At 28.4% G+C, this 24,201-nt stretch carries 19 protein-coding genes; 9 read left to right on the top strand and 10 right to left on the bottom strand.

What is annotated here, in order from left to right; genetic code table 11:
* Positions 1 to 6 precede the first annotated feature (6 nt).
* Positions 7 to 978, top strand: coding sequence for a CPBP family intramembrane glutamic endopeptidase (locus EYW44_RS13935; RefSeq protein ID WP_132724282.1), 972 nt, complete (start codon positions 7 to 9; stop codon positions 976 to 978).
* Between the two features lie 10 nt (positions 979 to 988).
* Positions 989 to 2,029 (top strand): AMP-binding protein, encoded by a 1,041-nt coding sequence (locus EYW44_RS13930; RefSeq protein WP_306766635.1) that lies wholly within the window; start codon positions 989 to 991, stop codon positions 2,027 to 2,029.
* 32 nt (positions 2,030 to 2,061) lie between these two features.
* Here the strand turns inward: EYW44_RS13930 and EYW44_RS13925 are convergent, their stop codons facing one another.
* Entirely contained in the window at positions 2,062 to 3,174 is a 1,113-nt protein-coding gene (locus EYW44_RS13925; protein ID WP_165872231.1) for a cytochrome-c peroxidase, read from the bottom strand.
* 252 nt (positions 3,175 to 3,426) lie between these two features.
* Between EYW44_RS13925 and EYW44_RS13920 the strand changes: the two genes are divergently transcribed.
* Positions 3,427 to 6,594, top strand: coding sequence for a VIT domain-containing protein (locus EYW44_RS13920; RefSeq protein WP_132724280.1), 3,168 nt, complete (start codon positions 3,427 to 3,429; stop codon positions 6,592 to 6,594).
* 531 nt (positions 6,595 to 7,125) lie between these two features.
* The gene (locus tag EYW44_RS13915) at positions 7,126 to 8,910 is read left to right on the top strand and encodes a vWA domain-containing protein (RefSeq protein ID WP_132724279.1); all 1,785 of its coding nucleotides are present in this window, start codon (positions 7,126 to 7,128) and stop codon (positions 8,908 to 8,910) included.
* A gap of 267 nt (positions 8,911 to 9,177) precedes the next feature.
* Here EYW44_RS13915 and EYW44_RS13910 read toward each other — a convergent pair whose 3' ends face one another.
* The 7 genes from EYW44_RS13910 to EYW44_RS13885 form a co-directional block, all read right to left on the bottom strand.
* Positions 9,178 to 9,651 carry a DUF6428 family protein gene (locus EYW44_RS13910; RefSeq protein ID WP_132724278.1) on the bottom strand — a complete coding sequence of 158 codons (474 nt, stop codon included), beginning with the start codon at positions 9,649 to 9,651 and terminating at the stop codon, positions 9,178 to 9,180.
* 6 nt (positions 9,652 to 9,657) lie between these two features.
* Complete coding sequence (locus tag EYW44_RS13905; protein ID WP_132724277.1) at positions 9,658 to 10,266, bottom strand: arsenate-mycothiol transferase ArsC; 609 nt, start codon at positions 10,264 to 10,266, stop codon at positions 9,658 to 9,660.
* A 31-nt stretch (positions 10,267 to 10,297) separates the two neighbouring features.
* Complete coding sequence (locus tag EYW44_RS13900) at positions 10,298 to 10,630, bottom strand: ArsR/SmtB family transcription factor (RefSeq protein ID WP_132724276.1); 333 nt, start codon at positions 10,628 to 10,630, stop codon at positions 10,298 to 10,300.
* A 79-nt stretch (positions 10,631 to 10,709) separates the two neighbouring features.
* The gene (locus tag EYW44_RS13895; protein WP_132724275.1) at positions 10,710 to 12,293 is read right to left on the bottom strand and encodes a hypothetical protein; all 1,584 of its coding nucleotides are present in this window, start codon (positions 12,291 to 12,293) and stop codon (positions 10,710 to 10,712) included.
* A gap of 83 nt (positions 12,294 to 12,376) precedes the next feature.
* A complete protein-coding gene (locus EYW44_RS22260) occupies positions 12,377 to 12,523 on the bottom strand; it encodes a hypothetical protein (RefSeq protein WP_165872230.1) in 147 nt (48 codons plus the stop codon).
* A 34-nt stretch (positions 12,524 to 12,557) separates the two neighbouring features.
* Entirely contained in the window at positions 12,558 to 13,073 is a 516-nt protein-coding gene (locus EYW44_RS13890; protein ID WP_132724274.1) for a flavodoxin family protein, read from the bottom strand.
* Between the two features lie 111 nt (positions 13,074 to 13,184).
* Positions 13,185 to 13,907 (bottom strand): DUF1223 domain-containing protein, encoded by a 723-nt coding sequence (locus tag EYW44_RS13885; RefSeq protein WP_132724273.1) that lies wholly within the window; start codon positions 13,905 to 13,907, stop codon positions 13,185 to 13,187.
* Positions 13,908 to 14,017: 110 nt separating this feature from the next.
* On the opposite strand from EYW44_RS13885, the gene EYW44_RS13880 reads away from it, so the two are divergent.
* The 4 genes from EYW44_RS13880 to EYW44_RS13865 all read left to right on the top strand — a co-directional run bounded on the left by EYW44_RS13880 (position 14,018) and on the right by EYW44_RS13865 (position 19,309).
* Complete coding sequence (locus tag EYW44_RS13880; protein WP_373681071.1) at positions 14,018 to 14,872, top strand: PPK2 family polyphosphate kinase; 855 nt, start codon at positions 14,018 to 14,020, stop codon at positions 14,870 to 14,872.
* A gap of 111 nt (positions 14,873 to 14,983) precedes the next feature.
* Positions 14,984 to 15,814 carry a 3'-5' exonuclease gene (locus EYW44_RS13875; protein ID WP_132724271.1) on the top strand — a complete coding sequence of 277 codons (831 nt, stop codon included), beginning with the start codon at positions 14,984 to 14,986 and terminating at the stop codon, positions 15,812 to 15,814.
* 49 nt (positions 15,815 to 15,863) lie between these two features.
* A complete protein-coding gene (locus tag EYW44_RS13870) occupies positions 15,864 to 16,349 on the top strand; it encodes an ABC transporter ATPase (RefSeq protein WP_132724270.1) in 486 nt (161 codons plus the stop codon).
* Positions 16,350 to 16,390: 41 nt separating this feature from the next.
* The gene (locus EYW44_RS13865) at positions 16,391 to 19,309 is read left to right on the top strand and encodes a glycoside hydrolase family 3 N-terminal domain-containing protein (RefSeq protein WP_132724269.1); all 2,919 of its coding nucleotides are present in this window, start codon (positions 16,391 to 16,393) and stop codon (positions 19,307 to 19,309) included.
* Between the two features lie 80 nt (positions 19,310 to 19,389).
* Here the strand turns inward: EYW44_RS13865 and EYW44_RS13860 are convergent, their stop codons facing one another.
* Positions 19,390 to 20,025, bottom strand: a complete 636-nt coding sequence (locus tag EYW44_RS13860; RefSeq protein WP_132724268.1) for a DUF4159 domain-containing protein — start codon at positions 20,023 to 20,025, stop codon at positions 19,390 to 19,392.
* 209 nt (positions 20,026 to 20,234) lie between these two features.
* On the opposite strand from EYW44_RS13860, the gene EYW44_RS22255 reads away from it, so the two are divergent.
* The gene (locus tag EYW44_RS22255; protein ID WP_165872229.1) at positions 20,235 to 20,396 is read left to right on the top strand and encodes a hypothetical protein; all 162 of its coding nucleotides are present in this window, start codon (positions 20,235 to 20,237) and stop codon (positions 20,394 to 20,396) included.
* A gap of 2,804 nt (positions 20,397 to 23,200) precedes the next feature.
* Here EYW44_RS22255 and EYW44_RS13855 read toward each other — a convergent pair.
* Positions 23,201 to 24,163, bottom strand: coding sequence for a helix-turn-helix domain-containing protein (locus EYW44_RS13855; RefSeq protein ID WP_165872228.1), 963 nt, complete (start codon positions 24,161 to 24,163; stop codon positions 23,201 to 23,203).
* Between the last annotated feature and the right edge of the window lie 38 nt (positions 24,164 to 24,201).

The following is a 24,201-nucleotide window of genomic DNA, read 5'->3' as shown; positions in this document are numbered from 1 at the left end:
AAGAATATGAATTACATACAGCAAGCTTACAAAGGAGAAAATAAATGGTATTTATATTTAGCGACGTTTTTTATCGTTGTAATTGCTTGGCAAATTATAGGATCTATACCACTTCTTGTAGCAGGTGTTTTACATTCTCAAGATCCTAATGAATTTTATAAAGCGGCAAATGAGAATTTTTTGAATTTAGGAATCAATAAAAACTTGTTTCTCTTTTTAATGATTTTAATGTTCATTTTCGGATTGATAGCCTTAAGATTTTGTATTAAATACATTCACAAAAGAAGCTTTAAAACCTTAATCACATCAAGAGATACTATTGATTGGAGGCGTTTTTGGTTTGCTTTTATTTTATGGGGAGCAATAGCAGGTGTATTTATTGGAGTAGGTATAGTAATGTCTCCAGAAGATTATGTTTGGAACTTTAAACCAGTTCCTTTTTTTACATTGGCACTTATATCCTTTGTTTTCCTACCGTTTCAAACCAGTTTTGAAGAGCTATTATTTAGAGGTTATTTAATGCAAGGAATTGGTGTTGCAGCTAAAAATAGATGGTTGCCTTTAATTATTACGTCAATTATTTTTGGATTGTTGCATGGAGCAAATCCAGAAGTAGCAAAACTGGGCTATATATCAATGGTTTTTTACATAGGAACAGGTTTGTTTTTTGGTATGGTAACCTTATTAGATGAAGGGACTGAGTTAGCTCTTGGTTTACATGCAATAAATAATATAATTGCAGCAATAGCTGTTACTACAGATTGGACAGTTTTTCAGACAGATGCTCTTTTTATTGATACTTCAGAACCTTCAGTAGGAATGGAAATGTTTTTACCAGTTTTTGTTTTATATCCACTTATGTTGTTGATTTTATCAAAAAAATATGGTTGGAAAAATTGGAGAGATAAATTAGTAGGTAAAGTAAAAGAGGTCAATCCAATGAATGAGGTTGAAGGAATTGATTCAGTACAATTTTAAAAAGTAAATTTTGCATTCAAGTTTTCAATTAAATAATCAATCATTTTCTTCACAGGAAACTTTATTAAAGTATGCTGAAAATTTTTCGGATGAAATTTATCAGTTTTTAAAAGAATGGTTCAACGATAAATCTTATGTGGTTGTAAATACTTCTGGATCTACAGGTACACCAAAGCCAATTCAATTAAAAAAAGCATATATGAAAAACTCAGCTTTAGCTACAGGAGAGTTTTTCAGCATAAAAGAAAATACAACAGCTTTATTATGCATGTCTACCAATTATATTGCGGGTAAAATGATGTTGGTGAGAGCATTGGTTTTAGGCTGGAAACTAGACTGTATATCACCTGTTTCAAATCCGTTAGCCATTACTGAAAAAGCTTATGACTTTGCAGCAATGGTACCTTTACAGCTACAAAATTCTCTAGAAGAGCTTCATAGAGTTGATCAGTTAATAGTTGGAGGAGGCGTAGTTTCTAATAATTTAATAAAGGAATTACAAGGTTTAGTAACTAAAGTATTTGCGACTTATGGTATGACAGAAACAATTACGCATATAGCTGTAAAAAAATTAAACCATATAGAAGCATCTAAACCTTTCTATTCAGTGTTGCCGAATGTAGATATTTATATTGATGAAAGAAGTTGTTTGTGTATCAAAGCATCAAAAGTGTCTGATAGTTTAGTAATTACAAATGATGTGGTACAATTGATTTCTGAAAGTCAATTTGAATGGTTAGGTCGCTTTGATAATGTGATAAACTCTGGAGGTATTAAATTACATCCTGAAAAAATAGAGGAAAAACTATCAAAAATAATTGATACTAGATTTTTTGTAGCTGGAGTTTCTGATACAGTTTTAGGTGAAAAATTAATTTTAGTAGTAGAAGGTAATTCTGATAATAAAGAATGTATAGAGGAGAAGTTAAAAAACTTCAATTTGTTGACTAAATATGAAAAGCCTAAAAGCATATTTTTTATAGCAACTTTTGTAGAAACAGAAACAAAAAAAATCCAACGTACAAAAACATTGGATTTACTTAATTTGTAAGCTTTTCTTTAGAAGCTACAATTAATTTTAGACTATTCCTTAGGTAATTCAGGCTTTAAAATCCATACAGAAGGAGCGGAAATTGTATGTAAAAAAGCAATAATATTTTTTTTATCCTCTTCGGTAAAGTTTGTTTTTACAATCAGTCTTGAAGTACTTGGAAACAAGCTATCATTTAATTGATGTTCTTTTCTTTTAGGTTGTGGCATTCCATTGCTATACATATTTAAAATACCATCCATATCGTCAAATAAACCATTATGCATCCATGGTCTGGTTCTCATAACATCTCGTAAACTTGGAGTTCTAAAAGCACCAACATCTTCTTTCTTTTTAGTTACATTATATCTTCCTAAATCTTCATAATATCTACCATAATAAGATAAGCCAATATTATGAAATTTGTGATCAGTAAAATGTGGACCATTATGACAGTTCATACATCTTCCTTTAGTTCTAAAAAGATGTAATCCTTTTAATTCGCTTTCAGTTAATTCTTTATCGCCATGTAAAAAGAAATCGAATTTAGATTTGTTACTTACCAAAGATCTTTCAAAAGAAGCAATAACATAAGCAATATCATTAATATCAATTTTGTCTTTACTCAATTCTTTTTTAAAAGCTTTTCTATATCCTTTAATATTATTCACTCTAGCTACAACAGTATCAAGAGAAGTATTCATTTCAATAGGATTTTGAAGCGGACCTAAAACTTGTTCTTCTAATGAAGCAGCTCTTCCATCCCAGAAGAAAGAAGTATTATGAGATAAGTTTAATAATGTAGGAGCATTTCTTTTTCCTTGTTGTAATAAATTACCCATTGAAACCTGTCGATTATCTGTAAAGTTTTGATCTGGATGATGACAAGATGCGCATGCTAATTGTTTTGATTGTGATAATCGATGATCAAAAAAAAGTTGTTTACCTAATTCTATTAAACCTCTCGATGGTTGTTTTCCGTTAGGATACTTAGCATCTGGAATAATAGCTAATTCTCGATGTTCAACAGTACTATCAATATCTGGTTTAGGCCATAAATGAGTTGGTTTTTTGTAGATATCTCTTAATAATTGATATTCACTTTTTTCTTCTTTACAGCCTATCAATATCGCTATTAAAGTAACAAACAATATAAAATTCTTCACAAGTAGATTAATTTAAATGTCTATTTATACAGACAAATTTTTCAGGTCGGCGGCAAATCTACTTAAAAATGAATCAAATTAAAGTCTTATTTAAATTTATTTTAAATAAAAATAAACTTCTTAAACTAGTATAATGGATCAAATTAGTTTTACTCATTTAAAAAGATAGTTTACTAGTTTAAAAAGATGTTTAGCTAAACAGTAGTTTTTTGGTAAGTTATTTATCTGTAATTTTCAAAAAAATTAAAACAGATGAAAAGTAAGATTTTAATAATTGTATTGTTACAGATGTTTTTTCATGGAATTGCACAAGAAATTCCAGTTATAAAAATAGGAAAAGAAAAAATTTCTGTAAAAAAGATAAAAGTTGAAGCCACAGTTATTGGAGATATTGTCTTTACTACCTACGACATGCAGTTTTACAATCCTAATAACAGGATTTTAGAAGGAGAATTGGTATTCCCTTTAGGTGAAAATCAATCAGTCAATCGTTTTGCATTAGATATAAACGGTAATTTAAGAGAAGCTGTAGTCATAGAAAAAGAGAAAGCTAGAGTAGCTTTTGAAAGTACGGTGAGAAGACAAATTGATCCGGCTTTGTTAGAAAAAACGAAAGGAAACACTTATAAAGCTAGAATTTACCCTATACCTCCAAAAGGGTATAAGAGAGTTGTAATAGGAGTGCAACAAAAACTATTATTAAATAATGATTCATATTATTTAAAATTGCCTTTTAATTTTAAAGATAAGTTAGAAGATTTTTCTGTATCAATTGAAGTTTTAAATCAAAAAAATAAACCAGAAGTTGTAAAAGGAATGATTTCTAAGTTTGAATACAACTCAAAAAAGGATTCTTATTACGCTTTTTTAAACAGAAAAAAAATTAAGGTTACACAACCAGTTTTGGTAAAAATACCTTTAAATACTTCAGGTAAAAAAATATTAGCTACAGATCGTTATTTCTATGTTTCAAAAAAATTAAATATACCTACCAATAAAACGAATCTAGAAAAAAACATAACTATTTTTTGGGATGCTTCTCTCTCTCAAAAAAATAAAAAAGTAACGGCTGAATTATCACTTTTAGATTTGTATTTTAAAAAAGTATTAGAAGCAAATGTACAGTTAGTTGTTTTTAATACAGATGTTAGAAGTAGTAAAAAATTTGTTGTCAAAAATGGAAATTGGAATCAACTGAAAAAAGAGTTAAACTCTGTTGTTTATGATGGTGGTTCTGCTTTTAATATACTTCAATTTCAAAAGAATACATCAAAAGCAAATTTATTGTTTACCGATGGAATGAACACATTGGATGATTTTAATGTAGATTTTGATAAGAAAACTTATGTTATTAATAGTGCAATTAGTGCCAATCATATTATTTTAAAAGACAAAGCTCTTTGTTCAGGTGGTGATTATATAAACTTAGCTCAGTTATCAATAAAGAAAGCTTTTGAAAAGTTCAGTAATGAAAAGTTGCAATTTTTAGGAACAGATTTAGATGCAGTAAATGTAACTGTATATCCTAAAAAAGGAAGTGTAATTTCCGACAATTTTTTTATAGTTGGAAAAGGAAATGTGAAAGGAAAAACATTCAAAGTTTTTGTAGGACAGGGAGATAAAGTTTTAGAAACGATAAATGTAAATATTCCTCAAAGGAGTATTAAAGTTTATCAGTTACCTAAAATTTGGGCTCAGCAAAAGTTGAATGATTTGATTCGTGATAAAGAAAATAATAGGACTGAAATTATAAGACTTAGTAAGCAATACCAAATTATAAGTCCATTTACATCAATGCTTATTTTAGATAGAGTGGAAGATTATGTTGAACATGAAATTGTTCCACCTAGCGAATTGTTAGATGAGTACAATAGATTGATGTCTCAAAAAGTTAATAATAAAAAACAACGTTTAACTGATTTACAAAGAGATTTGTATGGAACTTATGAAGACTTTTTCAGTTGGTATAAGAAAGATTTTAGTGTAATAAAAAGAAAGCTTTCAAAAGAAAAACTGTATAAGATAGATAGTACTGGAGAACCAATGCCAAATGTTATTATAGAACAAGAATTTACTGATGAAGATGAAGCGGTTGAAGTAGAAAGTATTGAAGAAGCTGAGGAATATGAAGAAATAGTAGAACCAGAAAATGAAGCAATTTATGATGCTAGATCTTTTCAATCAAATGGATTCAATTATAATGGTAGAAGTAGTAATAAGAAAGCAGAATTATCAGCATTAACAAGTAAAAGAAGAAGTAATACTGAACAATCGAGAGTAAAATATGCTTATGTGGTAGATGGTGAGCTAATAGACGGAACACCTAATACTAAATCTATACAAATTGTAAATACTTACAGATTAACAGCTCAGCAAAGTTGGGCAATCTTCGGAGAGAAAGCTTCTCAAGGAATTATAGTTATAAATACTAAAAAAGGAAGTATAAATAGTAAAGAAAGAATTGAGCAATTTGAACAATTAGTAAGAGATAAAACTGAGTTAAAGGGATGGAATCCTAAAACTCCGTATTTAGATGCTTTACATAAAACAACCAATTTAAAAGAAGCATATACTTTGTATGTAAAGCTAAGAGAAACATACGGCAATTCACCATCATTTTATATTGATGTAGCTGACTTTTTTAAAAGTAGAAATGATAATGTAAAAGCAATTCAAATTTTAACAAATGTAGCAGAAATAGATGTTGATAATTATGAATTGTTAAAAGCATTAGCCTATAAATTTGAGGCTTATGAATTGCATGAATATGCAGTGTTTACTTATAAAGAAATTTTAAAACTAAGACCAGAAGATGTTCAGTCTTACAGAGATTTGGCATTGGCGTATGAGTGTGTTGATGAATATCAAAAGTCAATAGATATTTTATATCAAATTGTTAATGGAGAATTATTAGAAAAAGATGAAAGCAGACGTTTTTCAGGAATTGAAGCCATTGCTTTGGTAGAGTTTAATAGAATGCTTCAATTATATGGAGAGAAATTAGAAACACAACATTTTGAATCAAGATTTATAACTCCAATAAAAACAGACATTAGAGTGTTAATTGATTGGAATCATAACGATACTGATATTGATTTATGGGTAATAGATCCTAATGGGGAAAAGTGTTTCTATAGTCATAAGAAAACTAAAATAGGTGGTTTAATGTCTCAAGATATGACAAGAGGTTTTGGACCAGAACAATTTTTGCTAAAAAAAGGTTTAGAAGGAAAATACCAGTTGAAAGTTAAATACTATTCAAGTAGTCAGCAAAAAATTTCAGGACCTACATTTTTAAAACTAACAACCTTTAAACATTATGGAACGAAGAAAGAAATAAAAAAAACACAGTTGATTCGCTTAAAAGAAGTAGATGAAGTTTTAGATCTAGGTAATTTTTTCTTCAATTTACGATCATAGTTTTTTCTGATTACCTAGATATAACCGCTCTTTTGGAGCGGTTTTTTTATTTTATATGGTACAGAAAAAAGGTTTTTTGATAAAACTAAAAATACTAATACTTATTTGTTAAGAACGTTTACTCAATAAAACGTAGCGTTTACTCAATATAGGTTTTTCAATATGTGAGTAGTTAGTACATTTACAATGTAAAAAGAAAATAAATTAATTGTTTGAAGAAAAAAATAGCTATGAAAAGAAAGAGTGAAAAAGGGAAAACTAATCATCAAAAAGTTATGTTATGAAAAAATAATTGTTGGGGATTTGCAAGGTTGATTTTTATTAAACCGTGCATACAAAAAACACCGCTTTTGCGGTGTTTTTTGTTATACGATATTCTGTAAAAGTGTGTTATAGTTATTTATTGTTAGATAGCTGTTTAAAACTCATTTACTATATGAGTTGCCTAGTTGTAAGTACTAGTTACCTCATTTTGATTTTTTTACCATTCATCATAAAGTTAGTTTTACGTAGAATCAAAAACTAAATGATATGATTAGAAGGTTATTTTACATATTAATGATAGGTTGTATATCATTATTACAGGCGCAAGAAAAATTAATTTCAGGAGTTGTCTCAGACGTTTCAGGTCCGTTACCAGGAGTTTCTGTTGTAATTAAAGGGACAAATACGGGAATAGAAACCGATTTTGATGGTTATTATCAGTTAAAAGTAACAGAAGGAAATACATTATTGTTTTCATTTATTGGTATGAAAACTGTTGAAAAAATAGTAGGAAAGTCAAATAAAATTAATGTGCTTTTGGAAGAGGATAACAGTGTTTTAGAAGAAGTTGTTGTCGCAAGTTATGGTATGACCAGAAGAAGAAATGTAATGGGATATATTTCTAGAAAAAAGAGTAAGTCAAAAAGATCATTAAAAAATAGAGATTCTTATTCAAAAATTATTGAAAATGATTTTAGAACTACTAGTAATAAACCACTATCTACCTTTTCTATTGATGTAGATAAAGCTTCTTACAGTAATATTAGACGAATGATTAACGATGGAGATGACATTCCTACTGATGCTGTAAAAATTGAAGAAATGATTAATTATTTTGATTATAACTATCCACAACCAGAAGGAAAACATCCATTTTCAATTCATACAGAGGTTGTAAAAACACCTTGGAATGAACAAAGTAAATTGGTTAAAATTGGTTTACAGGGAAGAGAAATACCAAAAGAGAATCTGCCGCCATCTAATTTAACTTTTTTAATAGATGTTTCTGGTTCAATGGGAGATAGTAATAAGTTACCATTATTAAAGAAAGCTTTTAAGTTATTGGTAAAACAGTTAAGAGAAGAAGATAGAGTTGCTATTGTTGTATACGCTGGTGCTGCTGGGGTAGTTTTAAAGCCTACTTCAGGTAAACATAAAAATAAAATTATTGAAGCCTTAGAAAATTTAGAATCTGGAGGTTCAACAGCCGGTGGAGAGGGAATTGAATTGGCATATAAATTAGCAGAAGAAAATTTTAATAAGAAAGGAAATAACAGAGTGATTTTAGCTACCGATGGAGATTTTAATGTAGGAGATAGTTCTAATGAAGAAATGGAGTTGTTAATTGAAAAGAAAAGAAAATCAGGAGTTTTTCTATCAGTTTTAGGTTTTGGTTATGGAAATTATCAAGATGATAAATTAGAAATTTTGGCGGATAAAGGAAATGGAAATCATGCTTATATAGACACTATGCAAGAAGCTCAAAAAGTTTTTGGTAAAGAGTTTGGAGGTACTTTACATACCATAGCTAAAGATGTAAAAATTCAAGTTGAATTTAATCCTCAAAAAGTAAAAGCATATCGTTTAATTGGTTATGAAAATAGATTGTTAGATGACGAAGATTTTATTGATGACACCAAAGATGCAGGAGAATTAGGTAGTGGACATACCGTAACAGCTTTGTATGAAATTATTCCAATAGCAGTTGATAGTAAATATTTAAAAAATATTCCAGATTTAAAGTATACTAAAAGAGTTTCAAAAAATGAACATTCGGATGAGTTATTAACCGTGAAATTCAGATATAAGAAACCTAACAAGAGAAGAAGTGTTAAGATTACAAAAGTTGTAAAAGATAAAACAGTTCAACCAACAGAAAATATGAATTTTGCATCTGCAGTGGCATTATTTGGTATGCATTTACGTGATTCTAAATATAAAAATGAAACGACATTAGAAGATGTGGTTGCTTTAGCTGAAAACGGTAAAAGTCAAGATAAAGAAGGATACAAAAGTGAATTTATAAGATTAGTAAAATCTTATAATAATTAAAAAAATAGAGTTCACTCATTCAAAGGTAGGGTTTACTCAATATAAGTTTTATCTAGTGTGTAAAGCTTGTATCTTTAAATAAATTAAAAGCTACATATTATATGAAAGGGAGTTTATTTAGCTTATTTATTAGATGATAGAAAGACGATGGAGAGTATTATTAGTTAGTTTAAGGAAATTTACAGAATCGATCAGGATCCAGCGATCGACCAAGTAAATTTAAAAACACCGTGAAAACGGTGTTTTTTATTTTACAAGAAGTATATGTTAACAGCATCCTGAATAAGGATCACAGCTATATCCTGATTGAAGATCTGATAATTTAATTTTAGGTTTTTCGGTAGGAGTAATTCCGCAAGCATCTTCAGCTAAACAAGCTGTTTGAGTATTTTGTAGCACAAAGTTTCCGTTGCTATATCCCAAGAAATATTTATTTATAGTTTCATTTCCTTGAAATTCTACTTCAATTTCAACATCTTTTAAATTCAATGTTTTTTCAGAAAGCTCAATAATATGCATCAATTTTTCAGGATGTAATCTGTGATTATAATCATTAGCATTCCATAATTGAAAATTAATACGCTCTTCCTTTCTCAAAACACCACCACAATCAATAAAATGTTTGGTTGTTTTACCAACTTCGGTTACGTGAAAATGCTCAGGAACAAAACTACCGTCAGGAAGTTGAAATGCTATAGTTTCTGAATTTTTTAAATAATTTTTTATTTCTGAAAGTGTCATAATTTTTTAATTTAATTGAGATAAAACATAATAAAGTTCAGAGGCAATTTGATTACTTCTCTCTAAATATGTTTCAGTTTCTAAATCTGTATTATCTGAAATTTTTGGATCTTCATAAGTTATAGGAATTCTTTTTTCTGAACCAGCTACAAAAGGACATCCTTCATCAGCTTGTGAACAAGTCATTATAGCAGCAAAATTTGTTGAAGGATTGAATTGATGCGCATATTTTTTAGAAAATCCAACAATTGGATGCGAATGATCATCAAACTTAATTGAATAAACAGGATTTTTTTCGTGGCTAATTTTTTCCACTTCAAAATTTTGTTTTTTTAAAGTATCAATAATTTGAGGAGCAACAGCCGTTTCTTCTGTTCCCCCAGAGTAGGCATTTAGATTATCAATATTAAAATATTTAGCAAGAGTTTGCATCCATATTTGTCCTAAATGACTTCTTCTGGAGTTGTGTGTGCATATAAAATTAACACTAATAGCCTCTTTTTTTTCTAATTTTTCTTTGATATAAATACTTAGAGTATCTAACGTTTTTTTTCTATCCTCATGAATAGGCAAAGTAGCTATGTGTTTTATCGTTTCAATTAATTCTTGTTTCATTGTTATATTACGATTGATAAGATTAAATTTTTTAACAGCAGTTATCTTTAGGTATTATAAAAATATTTAAAAACTGATTTAGCGTTTGTACAATTTCATTCCACTTTACTTCATTTAAACAATAACAAACACTAGTACCTTCTATGGTACCTTTAATAATGTCTAATTTTTTTAATTCTTTTAAGTGTTGAGAAATTGTAGGTTGAGCTAAACCTATAACATTTACTAAATCGCCACAAACACATGTTTTAGTTTTAGCCAAATGTTGCATAATAGCAATACGAGCAGGATGCCCTAACACTTTAGCTATTGCTGCAATATCATTTTGCTCTTTAGTAAAAATTTCTGATTTGGTAATTCCCATATTTATATATTGCAATATTACGATAAAGGTACGGATAAAAAATGCAACTTTTACTAAAGTTGCATTTTTTATTATCTATTTATTGTTTGTTAACTTGTTTTTCTAACTTAGAAACCCTTTCTAATAAAGACTTTAAAACTGAATTTTCTTTTTCTAATTTTTCAATTTTATCTTCTTGAGTTTTTAATTTCTTTTCCTGATCAATAGTATATAAAGTTAATTCCTCAATTTTTCGTAATAACTTGGCATCCATTTCACCTAAAAAGAAACCATCTTTTTTAACTTCTACAGCACTAGGAATATTCTCTAAATGACCTTTTTCTTTTATGTGTTTTTCTACATCTTTTAAAGTAGGTAATTCATAATTGTTTTCAAAAACAAAATCAGCCCAACCAGACGCTTGTACTTTTATTTCTCTAGCTCCAATAGATCCTTCAACAGCTAATTTATGATTACCAGTAGTTGTTGTACCTATTCCTACATTACCAGTAGTAGGTTTAATTACCATTCTTTGTTTCCAACTATTTCTAGCATCATTTACTTCATAGAATTTCAAATCACCACCATTAACTTGCATATGCCAGTTCTTATCAGCTACATCTGATTCGTCAAGAAGAATTGCAGGATTTGAAGATTTAGAACGGATTTCATTTTTAGCAGTAATAATTCCATTAACATCTAATTTACTTTCAGGTTTTGTTACACCAATACCAATGTTTCCATTAGGTTTAACAACCATTGAAATTTGATCTACAGCACCGTCATAGTTACTGTCAGTTCTAATAGCAAAAGAATCATTAGCATCGTTAGCTTTAATATCAATAACTAAGTGTTGTAGATTTAAGTTTGTAATCTGTGCAGCTTCTTTTGAATTTCCAGGATTTAATTCTTGGACGTTTATTCTAGGCTTTATAGATATAAATTGATTTTCTGTTGAAGAACTTCTTAATTCTATACCGCTTTCTCCAAAAACAGTTAATCTTGAATTAGGTGAAGTGGTACCAATACCAATATTTCGTTTATTGTCTATAACCATAGCATGATTATAGTTTTCTCCCATTCTAAACATTAAACTACCACTATCTCTTTTATCTATGTATGATACCCTACCTGAATTTTTAAAAGTTAATGCATTACCAGTGAAATATGTTTTGAATTCACCGTTAGTTATATCAAATCTACTTATAGGTTTTTCTGTTCCAATACCAACATTACCATCTTTGTAAAATAGATTGTTAGTTTCTCTTTGCCATTGAGTAGAGCTACCAAAAGCGTTAGCAGAAGCTCCATTTACAACAGCATTTAATTCAGTAACAAAAGCTCTTACACCGTAGTTACTAGTATGATTTGTTTTTAATTTAATTACATTATTTTCTATAACCAAAATAGGATGGTTTGAGGTAATACCTTTAAGATTCACAGCTCTTAATCTCCATTGAGAATCATCAGCCCAAGCTAAATACTCAGCACCTGTTTTGGTAGCTGTACCTCTTGTAATAAGTTGAATTTTATAGGTACTATTAACTTTTAAACTATTATTGTTAGCATCAGTTAATTCCTTAGGAGAATTTACGTTAACAGTAATATCTTTTGTAAAATTAATTTGCGCATTCATAGTAAAGCTGAATGCCATCATAGCAATTGCTGCAATTTTTAATTTCATAATCAATAATTATTTGTGTTTTTTCAAAGCGCAAACATACATTATAAAATACTGGCTCACAAAAAATAATGAATAGTAATTATCTATTTTTCGTTTGCTTTTTGAATAATTTCTTTCAGGCGTTTTTTACGAAGCTCTTTCTCTGCTTTTAACTTATTTTTCTTTCTATTCATAAGTTTAGAGTGTTTGGCTTTATTTAGTGTGTTTTTTTCTTTACCTTTTTTAGGCATGTGTGTTTAATTTAAAAAGCCAAAACTAATACTATCAGGCAAATAATTCTCTAAATACATCTATTTCTTTTTTAGCATCTTCGTGAATAGAAGCTCCGTCTTTAGAAAACCAGGCATGAATATCACCTTTATAATCCATTCCTAAATATTTGGCACTTTCAATAAAAGGCATATTAAAACCTGTTCTAAGATCGTTTTCTCCAGAGTTACTAATCATAGCCATTTTTTTACCTCTCATTTGTCTTCCAAGTTCTTTTTTATAATGAAGTAAATCAGAAAGACGATCAAAAAATACTTTTAACATACCACTCATACTATACCAGTAAACAGGAGTTGCAAAAATGATAGTATCGTATTTATTAATAATTTGTTCAATTAAAGGCAAAAAATCATCATTGGCATTTTTAAAATCATAGTTAAAATGACCAATTTTTTTATCTGAAATATCAATAATATCAAAATCGTTATTTTTATTTAGGTACTTAACAATTTTAGAAGTATTACCTGTTGCTTTAGCACTTGCTTGAATAATTACAGTTTTTGTTTTCATAATCTCAAAGATCACATAAAAAGGTACTTATTTATATTCAAAACGATTTGAATTATTTATAAATAGCAAGAAAAAAAATATAAGAAAATTCCTATAAATTCTGAATTTATTTTAAAGAGTTATTTGAGTTCCAGTTTTTACATACCAATCTTTGTCTTTAATAAGCGCTACTAAGCGTAAAGAATCATTTTTAGAAACAATATCCGGAATCGTTAAGTTATAATTTCCTGTAGATGATTTAATTGCTTCTACTTTTTCTAGTACCACAATATTTGAGTTTTTAAGAGTTCTGTTTCTATTTTCACCACGTTTTACTTGAGTTGTTTTTTCATTTAAAACAAGTAAAAAATGGACTGTTTTATTTTTAGTTTTCCCTTCAATTTTATATGAAAAGTTTACCTTTTTATTATTGATACTTACATCATCAATTGTAATACTATTTGAGGAAGGTTTCTTATGTAAATATTGATTTATTTTTTTATGAATTTTACTTCTATTAGAACCAACAAAATGTTCATCGCCATTAATAATTAATTGAGGAGTATATACAGAACGAAGTAAAAATTTATCTCCATATTCATATTGTTTTTCGGTAAACTTTTTTGAAGCAAACGGATCTTTCCAGCCAATATAATCCCAATAATCTACATGATAAGAAATAGGAATAACCGTTTTATCGCTCATTGTATTTTTAATTTCTGCTAAAACACGATCAGCAGGAGGACAACTAGAGCATCCTTGAGAGGTAAACAACTCTAAAACAACAATATTTTTATCCTGAGAAAATGTTTGTAGTGATACTAAAAACAACAAAAAATATAAGAAACGATTCATACGGAAATATTTTAATTTAAAAACTTAGTAGTATTGTGGATAAAAGTCTTACAAAATTCTATTTTAACCTTATATTTTTAATACATTTATAGGATAATTTTGAAATGAAGATGGATATAGAGAAATATAAAGTATCTGAAGATATAGAACTTCAAAAAATAAGTACCCTCGAATTTATAGAAGATGCAGAAAAAAAGCTAAAAAAGACACGAAAAAAATTAGCTGACTTACAAGATACCATGTACGCTGAAGGTAAATATAGCGCCTTAATATGTTTACAAGGTATGGATACTTCAGGAAAGGATAGTTTAATTAGAGAAGTATTTAAGCAATTTAACGTAAGAGGAGTAGAGGTTAATAGTTTTAAAGTACCTACAGAGCTAGAATTGAATCATGATTTTTTATGGAGACATTATATTGCTTTACCTGCAAAAGGTAAAGTAGGTGTTTTTAATAGAACTCATTATGAAAATGTTTTGGTAACAAGAGTGCATCCTGAGTATGTTTTTTCAGAGAATATTCCATCTGTAAAGAGTTTAGATGATTTGAATGATGAATTCTATCATGCTAGAATGGAGAAGATAAATCAGTTTGAAAAACATTTAGTAGACTCTGGAACAATCATTTTAAAGTTCTTTTTGCATTTATCTAAAGAAGAACAAAAAAATAGACTGTTACGTCGTTTAAATATTCCTGAAAAAAATTGGAAATTTTCTTCTGGTGACTTAAAAGAACGTAAATTATGGGAGCAATACCAAGAGTGTTATGAAGATGCTATAAATAGAACATCAACATACTATGCGCCTTGGTTTGTAATACCTGCAGATGATAAGCCTACAGCAAGATTTATTGTAGCTAAAACAATTTTACAAGAATTTGAAAAATATAATTTCAAAGAGCCTACTTTAGCTGATAAAGACATAAATAAGCTAGAAGAATTTAAAGCACAACTTAATAACGAATAAATTAATTAGAGAAAAAAGTCTAACAGAAAAAGTAATTAAAATATCATTCCTCCGTAATTATTTAAAAGATTTTAAGACAATATACTTTTAGACTTTTCAACAATCATATAAATGGAATTAAAATTAGAAAAACCAATCGTATTTTTCGATTTAGAAACAACTGGTATAAATATAGCAACTGATAGAATTGTAGAAATTTCAATATTAAAAGTATTTCCAAACGGAAATAAAGAAAGTAAAACTTGGTTGGTAAATCCAGAAATGGAAATTCCAGCTCATGTAACAGCTGTTCATGGTATTACAAATGAAAAAGTAGTAAATGAACCTACTTTTAAAGAGTTAGCAGATCAAGTTAATACGATGATAGCTGATGCTGATTTAGCAGGTTTCAATTCAAATAGATTTGATATTCCTTTATTAGCTGAAGAGTTATTAAGAGCGGGTATCGATTTTGATATGGATAATAAAAAAGCAATTGATGTACAGGTAATTTTTCATAAAAAAGAGCAAAGAACATTAAGTGCAGGTTATAAATTTTATTGTGGTAAAGAGTTAGAAGGAGCGCATTCAGCGGAAGCTGATACATTAGCAACTTATGAAATTTTAAAAGCACAATTAGATAAGTATGATGACATTGAAAATTCGGTTGAAGCATTAAGTGAATATTCTGCACATACTAAAAGAGCAGATTTTGCTGGCTTTATCTTGTTTGATGATGAGAAGAAAGAAATATTTTCATTTGGTAAATATAAAGGTAGAAGAGTAGAAGATGTACTAAAAGAAAATCCAGGGTACAATTCTTGGATTCAACAAGCAGATTTTCCTTTGTATACCAAAAAGGTTTTACGCCTAATTAAAGAAAGAATGGCGGGTGCAAGACAACCTCAAATGTCTGATGCCGAAAAGTTAAAGGCATTACAAAATAAATTTAATCAAAGATAATGTAAGAAAAATAAGTATTAGTACTTGTTTTCCCTAATAACATAAAAGTATGTACGTACAATATAATGAGTTACCCAATACAGCAAGAGTATGGGTGTATCAATCTAATAGAGGTTTTTCTCAAGAAGAGATAGAGCATATTTCTGCAAAAGCCATTATGTTTATTGATCAATGGACACGTCATGGAGATGATTTAAAAGGATCTTTTACAATAAAGTACAATCAATTTTTAATCATAGCAATTGATGAAAGCTTTAACAATGCTTCAGGATGTTCAATTGATGCCTCTGTTCGTTTTATTAAATCTCTTGAAGAAACATTACAAATAGATTTAATGGATAAAATGAATATTTCTTTTAAAGATGAAGATCGAATTAATGTTGTAAAGCTAGCTGATTTTCAAGGCTACGCTAAAGAAGGAAAAATAACTGAAGATACAGTTGTGTTTAACAATTTAGTGAATACCAAAGAAGCATTGGAAAGTACATGGGAGGTATCGGCTAAAGATAGCTGGCATAAAAGATTTTTGGTATAGGTATTGTAGTAATTAGATACATCTTAAAAGAAGAGATTTATATGAATAGAAAGGTATTTTTACTTGCTTTAATTTTTACAAGTTTATTAAATGCTCAACAAGTAGATCCACTTAGAGTAGAAAATTATTTACTTCAAGAACAATGGGTTGATAGTATTATGAAAAATATGACCATGGAAGAAAAAATAGGTCAATTATTTATGGTACAAGCATATTCAAATAGTGATAAAAAGCACGAGCAGTTTATTTCAAAAATGATAACTGATTACCATGTCGGTAACTTGATTTTTATGAAAGGAACTCCAGAGAAACAAGTAAAACTTACCAATAAATACCAAAGTTTAGCAAACAAAGTACCTCTTTTAATTGGTTTTGATGGTGAATGGGGATTAGATATGCGTTTAAAAAACACCTATCGTTTTCCATGGAATATGACTTTAGGTGCTATTAAAGACGATGCACTTATTGAAAAATTAGGTAAAAGAATAGGAGAGCAGTGTAAGCGTGTAGGTATTCATATGAATTTTGCTCCGGTAGTAGATGTTAATACAAATGCAAACAATCCAATTATAGGAAATCGTTCTTTTGGAGAGCGTAAAGAAAATGTAGCTCAAAAATCGGTAGCATTTACCAAAGGAATGCAAAGTGTAGGAGTGTTAGCCAATGCGAAGCATTTTCCGGGGCACGGAGATACTGCAACAGATTCGCATGTTACATTACCAACGATTAATTTTACGGCACAAAGAATTGATTCTATTGAATTGTATCCATTCAGAAGACAGTTTGATGCAGGAGTAGCGAGTGTAATGACAGCACATTTAAGTATTCCATCTTTAGAGCCAAATGTAAATTTACCGTCATCTTTATCTAAAAATGTAGTTACTGGATTATTGCAACAGAAACTAGGTTTTCAAGGATTGATTCTTACTGATGGATTAAATATGAAAGGAGCAGCCAATTATGCTACCGCAGCAGAGATTAATTTAGCAACTTTTTTAGCAGGTAATGATATGTTATTAATTCCTCAAGACATACCTAGTACAGTTAAATTATTTAAAAAGTCATTAGAAGAAGGAACTGTAAAAAAAGAAAGGTTAGATTTTTCAGTTAGAAAAATTTTGAAAGCTAAATATAAGGTTGGTCTAAATAATTTTGAACCGATCAACGAAGAAAACCTGATAGCTGATTTAAATACAAAGGAAGATGAATTATTACATAGAGAATTAATAAAGAATTCAATTTCGGTAATAAAAAATGACCATTTTAATTTACCACTACAGCATTTAGAGGATAAAAAAATAGCTTATGTTGCTTTAGGTGATGACAAGGGAGACACTTTTGTAGAAATGTTAAAGAACTATACTAAAGTAGATGTGGTTTCTGAAAAACATTTAGCAACACTTACAAAAAAGTTGAAAAAGTACAATACAGTTATTATTGGCTTTCATAAATCAAACAATCATCCATGGAAGTCTTATAAATTCTCTAATAAAGATTTAGTTTGGCTACAAGAAATAGCTCGTAATAATAATGTAGTATTAAATGTCTTCGCAAGTCCGTATAGTTTATTACAATTAAAAACATTTGTAAATATAGAGTCTGTAGTTGTTGCTTATCAGAATAGTAAGTTAGCTCAAGAGTTAACGGCTCAGGCAATTTTTGGTGCTTATCCTGTACAAGGAAAAATACCTGTAACTATTAATGATGATTTTAAAGAAGGAACAGGAATGAAGTTAGCTTCTTTAAACAGATTACAGTACACGATTCCAGAAGAGGTAGGTATTGCTTCTAAAGATTTAGAATCTGTTGATCGTTATATTGATACTATTTTAAAGCAGAAAATGGCACCAGGAGGGCAAGTAATTATTGCTCGTCATGGAAAAGTTATATATCAAAACAATTTTGGATATCAAACAAACTATAAACGTAGAAAGGTAAAAAAGTCTGATCTATATGATTTAGCATCTTTAACTAAAATCTTGGCAACCTTACCATCAATCATGCGATTAGAAGAAAATAAAAAATTGTCATTGTTTGCTGATTTACAAGATTTATTACCTTCTTATAAAGGAAGTAATAAGGAAGATTTAAATTTACAACAGATTTTATCTCACTATGCTCGTTTAAAGGCTTGGATACCATTTTATACGAAAACATTAGATTCTGTAACTGGTAAAATATCAAAAGAGTATTACAGAACAAAAAAGTCGAAACAGTTTCCTATTAAAGTAGCTAAAGATTTGTATTTAAATAAGGTGTATAAAGATTCAATGCACACTATTATAAAAGAGTCAGATTTAAGAGATCGAAAAGGGTATCGTTATAGTGATCTAGGATATTATATAATGAAAGATATTGTAGAGAGAAAATACAAAAAACGTTTAGATAAAATTGTTCAAGAAGAGTTTTACAAACCTTTAGGATTAAATAGGACTTCATATTTACCACTTCAAAAATTTAATTGGAAAGAAATTGTTCCTTCTGAAAAAGATGAATATTACAGAAATCAATTATTGAGAGGTTATGTGCATGATATGGGAGCTGCTATGCAAGGTGGTGTTGGTGGACATGCAGGGTTATTTGCAAATGCCAATGATGTAGCAAAAATTATGCAAATGTATTTGCAAGGAGGAAACTATGGAGGTATGCAGTTTTTTAAACCAGAAACAATTGATAAATTCAATACGAGATATTACCCTGAGGTTAAAAATAGAAGAGGTTTAGGTTTTGATAAGCCACAAATTAATCCAAGAGAAAAACCGACCTGTGGTTGTGTTTCTGAAAAAAGTTTTGGTCATAGTGGATTTACAGGAACTTATACTTGGGTTGATCCAGAATCTGGACTTTTATATGTTTTTCTTTCAAATAGAGTGTATCCAACTATGGATAACAGAAAATTAGTTAAGAGTAACATTAGAACTAAAATTCAAAAGGTAATTCAAGATGCTATTTTAAATTAATAGCGATATTATTAATAAAACAAGAGACCAATTTCTTTAATTAGAAATTGGTCTCTTGTTTTGAATATATATTGTATGTATTAGTTTTTAAACGAATATTCAATAATATTAGCGCCCATTTTAAGGGCTTTTATTCTTATTTCTTCAGGATTGTTATGTATTACTTTATCTTCCCATCCATCGCTTAAATCACTCTCATAATCATAAAAAACTACCAATCTTCCTTCATGGAAAATTCCAAAACCTTGTGGAGCTTTTTTATCGTGCTCGTGTATCTTAGGTAGTCCATTTGGAAAAGAGAATGTTTGATGATAAATAGGATGGTCTTTAGGGATTTCTTTAAAATCTGTTTTTGGAAATATTTTTTTTATTTCTCTACGGATATACTTATCTAAACCATAATTGTCAGAAATATGAAGAAATCCTCCAGAAGTAAGGTAGTTTTTCAAGTTTTCTACATCTCTTTGACTAAAATAAACATTTCCATGTCCTGTTAAAAAAACAATAGGATAATTGTAAATATCATCACTATCTGGACTAACAGTGGCAATATTACTATTTATCGATGTTTTAGAGTTTCTATTAGCAAACTTTATCAAATTAGGTAATGAAGTAGGGTTGGAGTACCAATCTCCGCCACCATTGTATTTTAAAACGCCAATCTGTTGGGCATAAATACAAGTAGTTAGAAAAATAAAAATAAAAGGAATTCTCATGATCTTTTAAAAGCAAGATATAAAAAAAACACCATTTCCCTTCTAAATGGTGTTTTTTTTTGTGGGGGGCTAGCAAATATAAAATCCCTAAAATATATTTACCAGTTTATGTAAGTTTTCTGTTGTAAAGATACATAAGAGCTTTAAAAACAGATTCCTAAAACATCTGGTTTTGAGTTTTTTGGATGTTTTAGGATAAGTTTTTAGGTATGAGTTTATTATTTAGTTGGTTACGTGTTTTTATTTCTGGAGATATTGAAATGAAGCTTTTGTTTATTATACAGTTGCATTTTAAAATAGTTAGTAGTATCAGCTTAATAATAATGTTTGAAAGTAATTTTAAAATAGGAGCACAAAAAAACACCACTTGAGATATAAAATGGTGTTTTTTTGTGGGGGGCTAGCAAATATAAAATCCCTAAAATATATTTACCAGTTTATGTAAGTTTTCTGTTGTAAATATACATGAGAGCTTTAAAAATAGATTCCTAAAACATCTGATTTTAAGTTTTTTGGACGTTTTAGGATAAGTTTTTAGGTATGAGTTTATTATTCAGTTGGTTATATGTTTTATTTCCGTAGATATTGAAATCTAGTTTTCGTGTTCCATACAGTTTTATATAGAAATAACTACTGTAATCAATTAGTAATAAGACTTGAAAGTATTTTAAAATAGGAGCACAAAAAAACACCACTTGAGAAATGAAATGGTGTTTTTTTGTGGGGGGCTAGCAAATATAAAATCCCTAAAATATATTTACCAGTTTATGTAAGTTTTCTGTTGTAAAGATACACAAGAGCTTTAAAACTAGATTCCTAAAACATCTGGTTTTGAGTTTTTTGGACGTTTTAGGATAAGTTTGTTGGTATGTTTTTATTATTCAGTTGTTTATACGTTTTATTTCTGTAGATATTGAAATCTAGTTTTCGTGTACTATACAGTTGTATATAGAAATAACTAGTGTAATCAATTAGTAATAAGGCTTGAAAATATTTTAAAATATGAGCACAAAAAAACACCACTTGAGATATAAAATGGTGTTTTTTTGTGGGGGGCTAGCAAATATAAAATCCCTAAAATATATTTACCAGTTTATGTAAGTTTTCTGTTGTAAATATACATGAGAGCTTTAAAAATAGATTCCTAAAACATCTGATTTTAAGTTTTTTGGATGTTTTAGGATAAGTTTGTTGTTATGAGTTTATTATTCAGTTGTTTATATGTTTTTATTTCGGTAGATATTGAAACGTAGTTTTTGTTTATCATACAGTTGTATATAGAAATAGCTAGTGTAATCAATTAAGTAATAAGGCTTGAAAGAGTTTTAAAATAGGAGCACAAAAAAACACCACTTGAGATATAAAATGGTGTTTTTTTGTGGGGGGGCTAGCAAATATAAAATCCCTAAAATATATTTACCAGTTTATGTAAGTTTTCTGATGTAAAGATACATAAGAGCTTTAAAAATAGATTCCTAAAACATCTGATTTTAAGTTTTTTGGACGTTTTAGGATAAGTTTTTAGGTATATTTTTATTATTCAGTTGTTTATATGTTTTATTTCTGTAGAAATTGAAATCTAGTTTTCTTGTACCATACAGTTGTATATATAAATAACTAGTGTAATCAATTAGTAATAAGGCTTGAAAGTATTTTAAAATAGGAGCACAAAAAAACACCACTTGAGAAATGAAATGGTGTTTTTTTGTGGGGGGCTAGCAAATATAAAATCCCTAAAATATATTTACCAGTTTATGTAAGTTTTCTGTTGTAAAGATACATAAGAGCTTTAAAAATAGATTCCTAAAACATCTGATTTTAAGTTTTTTGGACGTTTTAGGATAAGTTTTTAGGTATATTTTTATTATTCAGTTGTTTATATATTTTGTTTCTGTAGATATTGAAATCTAGTTTTCTTGTACCATACAGTTGTATATATAAATAACTAGTGTAATCAATTAGTAATAAGGCTTGAAAGTATTTTAAAATAGGAGCACAAAAAAACACCACTTGAGATATAAAATGGTGTTTTTTTGTGGGGGGCTAGCAAATATAAAATCCCTAAAATATATTTACCAGTTTATGTAAGTTTTCTGGTGTAAAGATACATAAGAGCTTTAAAAATAGATTCCTAAAACATCTGGTTTTGAGTTTTTTGGACGTTTTAGGATAAGTTTTTGGTTTGTAAATCAGAATATTTTAGAATTCTATATTTACTATGTTATTCTAACTTTAAAGAAAGTACAGATTCATGTATTAATGATAAACAAGATTTTTCTAGAGTGATTTATAATAGATTTTAAAAGATTTAGATCGATTTAATTATAAGACAAAAAAAAACACCAATTCCCTCTAAAATGGTGTTCTTTTTTTGTGAAGAGTAGTAAATATAAAATCCCTAAATATATTTACCAGTTTATGTAAGTTTTCTACTGTAAAGATACACAAGAGTTTTAAAAACAGATTCCTAAAACATCTGATTTTGAGTTTTTTGGATGATCTAGGACAAGTTTTTGGTTTGTAAATCAGAATATTATAGAATTCGATATTTACTATGCTACTCTAACTTTAAAGACAGTACAGATTCATGTATTAATGATAAACAAGATTTTTCTAGAGTGATTTATAATAGTTTAGATCGATTTAATCATAAGACAAAAAAAAACACCAATTCCCTCTAAAATGGTGTTCTTTTTTTGTGAAGAGTAGTAAATATAAAATCCCTAAATATATTTACCAGTTTATGTAAGTTTTCTGATGTAAATATACATAAGAACTTTAAAAATAGATTCCTAAAACATCTGATTTTGAGTTTTTTGGATGTTTTAGGATAAGTTTGTTGTTTGATAATTAGAGTTTTATAAGTTTATCTTGTTTGAAATGTTAGGTAAGAATTTTAAATTCTAAATATTGGATTATGTCCAAAATTTAGTAAGATTGAAATAAAGTAATTTTAGTTGTCTAATATGGCTCAAAAAAAACACTGTTATAAAAATAACAGTGTATAAGCTTTTCCCTCTTCATAGAGAGTGTAAAACTCTCTATATATCTTGAGTATTTTACAATGAAGTATGGTTAGAACTCAATATTTCACTATAAAATAAAAAAGGAAATATATAGCTAATATACTATATAAAAATGCTTAATGAGTCCTAAAACGTCCATATTGGGTGATTTAGGACTCTTTAAGAGCCATTTTTGATTTTTTAAAAGATAACGGTGTTTGACTCGTATGTTTCTTAAAAACATCGTAAAAAGCTGATTTAGAGTTAAAACCAGACTCTAGTCCAATTGAGGCAATAGTATAACCTTCATATTTAGTGTTAAGCAACAGTTTTTTTGCTTGTTCCACTCTCATTTCGTTAATATAATCAACAAAACTTTTTTTAGCATTGTTATTAATAATAGCAGAAAGTGTACTAGCGCCAAGTCCAATTTCTTTTGATAAATTGTTAAGCGTATATTTTGGTTGTAAAAACTTTTTGTTTGTTTTAATATGTAAATCAATATCTAAAAACTGTTTTTCATATCTAAGAGCATTCTTTTGTTGCTCTTTTATGTCTTCTTCTTTAGGTTGATAATCTTCTTCAACTATATCTTTTCTAATATCTTTTCTTTCTTTAAGAATTCTAATGTATTTAAAACCTTGATATCCTAAATAAAGAATAATAATAGTTGTTGAAATTCTTAAAGGGTAGTATGAAAATAAAAAACCAGAAAAATCTAAACTAAACTTCATTACCAGTGCAAAAATCCACATTAAATAAGCTAAGGAAGTAAGTTTGAAAAAATTATAAATCCATTTTAAGTTGTCAAAAGAAAGAATTTTTTGAAATAAATCTTCTCTATTTCTTAGAATAATGAATGAGTAAATAAACGCTACCAACGATCCTATTAAGCTGATTGCTTCTTCAATAGAGGTATATTTTTCATAAGAATAACTTAGCTCTTCTTTGGTTCCTTTATCTGAATAGTAAATAACAAAGCTTATTTGAGCGATACACATTACAGCAAATACGAAAATGTAATAGTTTAGAATTTTTCTTTGTTTATTAGCTATGTCTAGATAATTCATTAAAAATGTATAGAAGAAAGGAGCAATCATAAAGTGCCATGGTATCTGAATATAATCTAACATAAATTTATGTTGGAATAAATTCTTTACTAAAACCCACG

Origin of the sequence: Tenacibaculum sp. M341 (assembly GCF_004337695.1) — a bacterium.
Classification (GTDB): Bacteria; Bacteroidota; Bacteroidia; order Flavobacteriales; family Flavobacteriaceae; genus Polaribacter.
Note: the sequence above shows the minus strand (reverse complement) of the source record. Positions and strands in the feature narration are given on the sequence as shown.